The 4,817-nt window shown below is 28.2% G+C and carries 8 protein-coding genes and 1 pseudogene; 4 read left to right on the plus strand and 5 right to left on the minus strand.

The window, feature by feature from the left end:
* The first annotated feature begins 213 nt into the window (after window positions 1–213).
* The 4 genes from CQA75_RS08570 to CQA75_RS08585 all read left to right on the plus strand — a co-directional run bounded on the left by CQA75_RS08570 (window position 214) and on the right by CQA75_RS08585 (window position 1,784).
* Window positions 214–843 (plus strand): LexA family transcriptional regulator, encoded by a 630-nt coding sequence (locus CQA75_RS08570; protein WP_137624559.1) that lies wholly within the window; start codon window positions 214–216, stop codon window positions 841–843.
* Window positions 844–925: 82 nt separating this feature from the next.
* Complete coding sequence (locus CQA75_RS08575) at window positions 926–1,222, plus strand: hypothetical protein (protein ID WP_137624560.1); 297 nt, start codon at window positions 926–928, stop codon at window positions 1,220–1,222.
* 10 nt (window positions 1,223–1,232) lie between these two features.
* A complete protein-coding gene (locus CQA75_RS08580; protein ID WP_070282457.1) occupies window positions 1,233–1,427 on the plus strand; it encodes a hypothetical protein in 195 nt (64 codons plus the stop codon).
* 72 nt (window positions 1,428–1,499) lie between these two features.
* Complete coding sequence (locus CQA75_RS08585) at window positions 1,500–1,784, plus strand: hypothetical protein (protein WP_137624561.1); 285 nt, start codon at window positions 1,500–1,502, stop codon at window positions 1,782–1,784.
* Between the two features lie 38 nt (window positions 1,785–1,822).
* On the opposite strand, the gene CQA75_RS08590 is transcribed toward CQA75_RS08585, so the two are convergent.
* The 5 genes and pseudogenes from CQA75_RS08590 to CQA75_RS08610 form a co-directional block, all read right to left on the minus strand.
* Window positions 1,823–2,635 carry a DNA adenine methylase gene (locus CQA75_RS08590; protein WP_137624562.1) on the minus strand — a complete coding sequence of 271 codons (813 nt, stop codon included), beginning with the start codon at window positions 2,633–2,635 and terminating at the stop codon, window positions 1,823–1,825.
* 102 nt (window positions 2,636–2,737) lie between these two features.
* Window positions 2,738–3,706, minus strand: coding sequence for a phage late control D family protein (locus tag CQA75_RS08595; protein ID WP_137624563.1), 969 nt, complete (start codon window positions 3,704–3,706; stop codon window positions 2,738–2,740).
* Complete coding sequence (locus tag CQA75_RS08600; RefSeq protein WP_137624564.1) at window positions 3,700–3,891, minus strand: tail protein X; 192 nt, start codon at window positions 3,889–3,891, stop codon at window positions 3,700–3,702. The genes CQA75_RS08595 and CQA75_RS08600 overlap by 7 nt, the downstream gene beginning before the upstream one ends.
* Window positions 3,884–4,258: a phage tail protein gene (locus CQA75_RS08605; protein WP_137624565.1), complete on the minus strand. Its 375-nt coding sequence runs from the start codon at window positions 4,256–4,258 to the stop codon at window positions 3,884–3,886. The genes CQA75_RS08600 and CQA75_RS08605 overlap by 8 nt, the downstream gene beginning before the upstream one ends.
* Before the next feature lies 1 nt (window position 4,259).
* A pseudogene (locus tag CQA75_RS08610) lies at window positions 4,260–4,817 on the minus strand (phage tail tape measure protein); the annotation flags it as partial.

Raw genomic sequence — 4,817 nt, forward strand, 5'->3', positions numbered from 1 at the left:
TGTATAAAACCGCTTTTCAAATCAAAGTCATTTGACACTTAAAATCAAAGTCAAAAAATACGACTTTGATTTCTAATGCAAAATTTGAGTATATTTTGTATTTAAAAATTTATAATTTTAACTTAAAAACTACAACCTTTCATTTTAAAATCTTTTCATTGTATTTTTAAATTTTATGTTTAAATTCTTTGAAATTAAAATCAAGGGATTTTTATGCAAATGCAAGAAGTGATTGAAAAATTAAAAGATATACTTGCGAGTGAAGGCAAAAGAAATTTAAAAACAAAAGATATAGCCAAAGAATTAGGTATTAATCCTGATACTTTTAATTCTATGAAATTTAGAAACTCCATTCCTTATCCACAAATACTCAATTTTTTGCAAGAAAGAAATATAAGCATAAATTATTTCTTTTACGGAAGTTCTCCTAAGAATCAGCTAGAGTGTGAGAATAAATATAAAATTCTAAAACTTTATAAAACAAATGCAAGTTTGGGTGGTGGTGGAATTAATGATTTAATAGATTGCTCTGAACTTATCATAGATGAAAAACTATTAAGCTTTTTTGGAAGCAAAGAATGTGAGTTTATCACCTGTTATGGAGAGAGTATGGAGCCAATTATAAAAGATGGAAGCATTTGTGTAATAGATAGAAACAAGGCTTTTAAACATAAAAGCATTTGCGTGATTAATACTAGAGATGGCTTATACATAAAACAAGTTTTAAAACAAGTTGATGGAGTGATTTTGCATTCTTTAAATCCTTTGTATAAAGATATTTTTTATAAAAATGGAGATTTTTTATTAATTGGTGTTGTAATTGGAGAACTTTCAAAGCTATGACAGCATATATTCAGCTAAACGAAGCTAATCTCACAGAGAGTGTAAAACAAAGGTTGTCTTTATAAAACTAAAGGAGATTAAAATGGATAAATTAAAAGAAAAAATCATACAAGATTTAGAGAGTGAATTTAAGGCTTTATATAAAAAGCTTTTAAAAGAAAATGATTATCTTGCAAGGGATAATATATTAGAACTTATGACACTTTATAATTTGGGTATTCATTCTTATTTGATCGCTAATGAACTTGAAACAAATGAAGATGAAACTATCATACAAGTTCCTTTATTTGAAAGATATCTTGAGGGTAGAAAATTTGTAGTTAAATACAATGATAAAAAACAAAAATATGAATTAAAAAGCACTTTTTGTGAATTCTAAGGAGCAAAAAATGAAATATCCTAATATTTATGTAAAATTAGCAGGAGAAGATGGTAATGCTTTTAGTATTTTAGCAAGGGTGGCTACGGCTTTAAAAAAAGCAGGCGTGAGTAAAGAGGAAATAAACAAATTTAAAGAGGAAGCCACAAGTAGTGATTATACTCATTTATTATCTGTTGTAATGGAATGGGTTAATACGGATTAATTTTAAAAACAACAGCACACATTCAGCTAAACGAAGCTAATGTTGTCTCCATAAAAACAAAAGGAGATAAAAATGACATTAATTCAAAATGATATCAAAGCACATTTTACTAAAAGATTTGTGAGTGCAATTTGTAATCAAGATAATGATCTTGTTTTAGAATATCTTAAAAATGGCATGAGTGCTACTAAAGAATGTATGGGAGATAAACCTATATTTTATGCTATTACTCATAATAATTTTGGGGCGATTTTACTTTTATTAAAATACGGAGCGATTTTAGATAAAGACTGCCTAGAAGAATGTAGCGAAAATTTTAGCAAAGAAGCTTTAGAGTTTTTAACTTCTTTGCTTTAAGAATTAGAGAATATTTTAAAAACATTCTCTAGTATAGTTTAAAAATTCATAATCAAAAGCTCTTTATTCTCTTTTCTTTTTAAAACATTATTATTTAGAGAATACCTTACTTTTAATTCTTTAAAATTAAAATCTTTATAGAGCTCTCTTACTAAATTACAATCATTATAAGAAAGCATAAATTTACCTTTGATATCTTTTAATAATTTGCATAAAAGCTCGTGTTCTTTTAAACCAAAACAAGGCACATTTTTATAATAGCTCTCAGTTCCCACATAAGGCGGATCTAAATAAAATAAAGCTTCATTATAATCATACTCTTTTAAAATATATTCAAAGCTTTTATTTTCTATGCTTGCATTTTTAATTCTTTTTGTATGCAAACTAAAGTCTCTATATAATCTTTTAGGTGCTCTTTGCTTACTCATAGCAAATTGTCCCATGCTTGATCCAAAAGAAGTATTGATAAGATAAAAATAAAAAGCAGCCCTTTCTAAGTCATTTTTTGGCTTGATTTCTTTGTTTCTTAACATATAAAAGATTTTTCTACTTATTATCATAGAATTTAAAATATTAGCTAAACTTTGCGGTTTGTTTCTTATACAAAGGTGTAAATTGATTAAATCATCATTAATGTCGTTAATCACTTCTATTTTTGAAGGACTTTTTTGGTAAAACACACTTAAAGCCCCTCCAAATACTTCTATATAGCTTTTATGCTCTGGCATTAAAGCAATGATTTCTTTGGCTAAATAGTTTTTGCCTCCTATCCAAGCAAATGGAGCTTTTAGTTTAGTTTGAATAGGTTTAGTAAGTGTGCTAGTTCTTAGAAATTTGTTTGCATTTTTCATACAAACTCCTTTCAAAATAAAATAAAAAAGTAAGCTTCTTTAAAAAGAAGTTATAATTTTTTTGCTAGTTCTTAGAAAAGGAAGGCTTAAGGCTTTCCTTATCTATCCTTCAAAATTAACACTTATAATATATCCACTTAAAGAAAAGTCGTGTTTTACATCTTTAATGCTAAAAATAGCCTTTTCATCAATACCTTTTATTTCTAAACTTCCCCCAGCTTTTATATTGTTTCCTATCATGCTAAAACTTCCTTCATAAGCTCCTTTATTTAAAGCATTGAGTTTTGCATTTGCTAAATTTAAAGCTTCACTTTCATTTTTCACTCCACCGATTTTTAGCTCATATATTGTGCCTTTATCGCTACCACTTAATACACTTTTAACACAGCCTTGATCGATATCTTGATAAGAAAGTTTTACTCCTGTGTAATCATTACGATTTTTAATACTAATGCTTAAATCACTAAGTTCGCTTATATCTAAAGTATATTTAATACCACCTTCTTGCTTGCTACCACCCTTTATGCCCTCTTGTGCAGCTTGTTTTTGCTCTATGATAATAAGGGTTTGTTCTTTTATACAAGCTAAAAAACCATATTTAGCACAAAGCATATAAATAAATTCTATATCACTAACATTGTTTTGAAGTTCATGTTTGATGTAAATTTTGCCTGCGCTATTAGTCTTTACTTTTAGATTATTCTCTTTAGCGATTTTTAATGCAATATCGCCAAGATTAGTATTTTGCCAAGTTCTTGATTTTTTATTTTTAACATTGCTTGCAAAATTAATAGCTGTAGCTTTGATATCAGTTGATTTTGTACTATAGTTTTTGCTAAAACTATTAATGCTAAAGGTTCCACATTTAAAAAGCTTATCATCAAAGCCAAGCCAAAGTTCTAGTTTATCGCCAAAAGGAGCTCTTGCATAAAGCCCATTTAAACTAAGACTTATCTCATCACTTTCATCTTTGGCTTTATCATCAAAACTAAGACTGATCAGATTAAGGCTTATTTTTTGCGTTATATCCTTATCGTTTGCAATGAGTTTAAAGCTGGGTTTTCTTACCATAGCACTTCTTCTTTGCTTTCTTTAATTTCAATTTTAGGCAAAAACACTTTATCACCTGTTTTTAAAATCGCTTCTAAATTGGGATTAGTTTTTAAAACCTGATCGAAATACAAAAGCGTTCCATAATGTTTATAAACCACACTATCAAGCCTTTCATTATTTTTTGCAATGTAAATCTCACTCATCAAAATCCCTTTGTAAATTTAAATCAAAACTTTGCACTAAAAAGCCACTTCCTTCCAAAAAGGCACTTTGCTTTTCATTGATACCCAAAATCACAAATTTTCCAAAATAAATTCCATTTGCACTGCACATTACATAGCTTTCATTTTTACTTGCCATTTGTTTTAAGGTATCTAAGTAAGTATTTTTATCCTTGCTTAAAGGCAAGGTTTTACCGCTTATTCTAATGCTTTCATTTTCTTTTTTGGTGCTCACTATTGCACTATGATTATTGATACGATCTATACTTGTAATGCCATATTCATAATTTCTTTCAAGCTCATCAACATTTAAAGCTTCAAATTCAAAATTACCCAAACTAAATATCATTTTATCCCCAAATCGTAGTTTGTTTTGTTTTATCAGCATTTTTATTTAATGCATTTAAAACACTCATTTCAACTTCTTTTGCAAAAGCTTTTAAATCAAACACTCCATTATTTGAACTTATATTAAAAGTTCCATTCACATTAACATTAACTGCGTTGCTTGTTTTTGTTTCTATGCTTTTTTTACTTGTAAGCGAATTTCTTACTTCATTTTGTTTTATCTCATTGCTTTCATTGCTGATTGTATTTTCTTTTTCATTAAAGCCAAAAAAAGAAGCCACGCTTTTAGCTATATCTTTAATCTTAGAAAAAGCATTGCTAAGCCATTCAAATTTAGATGAAAACCACCCAAACAAAGAATCCCACAAAGAGCTAAAAAACTCGCCAATTCCTTGCCAAACTCCCTTAAAAAAATCACCAAATGCACTAAAAGCAGAACTGATTTTTCCTATAAAGTTTATAAAAAAGGCTTTTACTTTATCCCAGTTCATTATTACCAAAGCAGCAATAGCAGCAATAGCCATAAGAGCAAGTCCTATAGGATTAGTTAGAAAGGCAAC

It is taken from the genome of Campylobacter taeniopygiae (genome assembly GCF_005406225.1).
GTDB classification, from domain to species: domain Bacteria; phylum Campylobacterota; class Campylobacteria; order Campylobacterales; family Campylobacteraceae; genus Campylobacter_D; species Campylobacter_D taeniopygiae.

What these genes read in the sequence shown, in the direction of transcription:
- CQA75_RS08585 (WP_137624561.1), top strand. Translation starts at nt 1,500, where the DNA reads ATGACATTAATTCAAAATGATATCAAAGCACATTTTACTAAAAGATTT.
- CQA75_RS08605 (WP_137624565.1), bottom strand. Translation starts at nt 4,258, where the DNA reads ATGATATTTAGTTTGGGTAATTTTGAATTTGAAGCTTTAAATGTTGAT.
- CQA75_RS08575 (WP_137624560.1), top strand. Translation starts at nt 926, where the DNA reads ATGGATAAATTAAAAGAAAAAATCATACAAGATTTAGAGAGTGAATTT.
- CQA75_RS08580 (WP_070282457.1), top strand. Translation starts at nt 1,233, where the DNA reads ATGAAATATCCTAATATTTATGTAAAATTAGCAGGAGAAGATGGTAAT.
- CQA75_RS08600 (WP_137624564.1), bottom strand. Translation starts at nt 3,891, where the DNA reads ATGAGTGAGATTTACATTGCAAAAAATAATGAAAGGCTTGATAGTGTG.
- CQA75_RS08595 (WP_137624563.1), bottom strand. Translation starts at nt 3,706, where the DNA reads ATGGTAAGAAAACCCAGCTTTAAACTCATTGCAAACGATAAGGATATA.
- CQA75_RS08590 (WP_137624562.1), bottom strand. Translation starts at nt 2,635, where the DNA reads ATGAAAAATGCAAACAAATTTCTAAGAACTAGCACACTTACTAAACCT.
- CQA75_RS08570 (WP_137624559.1), top strand. Translation starts at nt 214, where the DNA reads ATGCAAATGCAAGAAGTGATTGAAAAATTAAAAGATATACTTGCGAGT.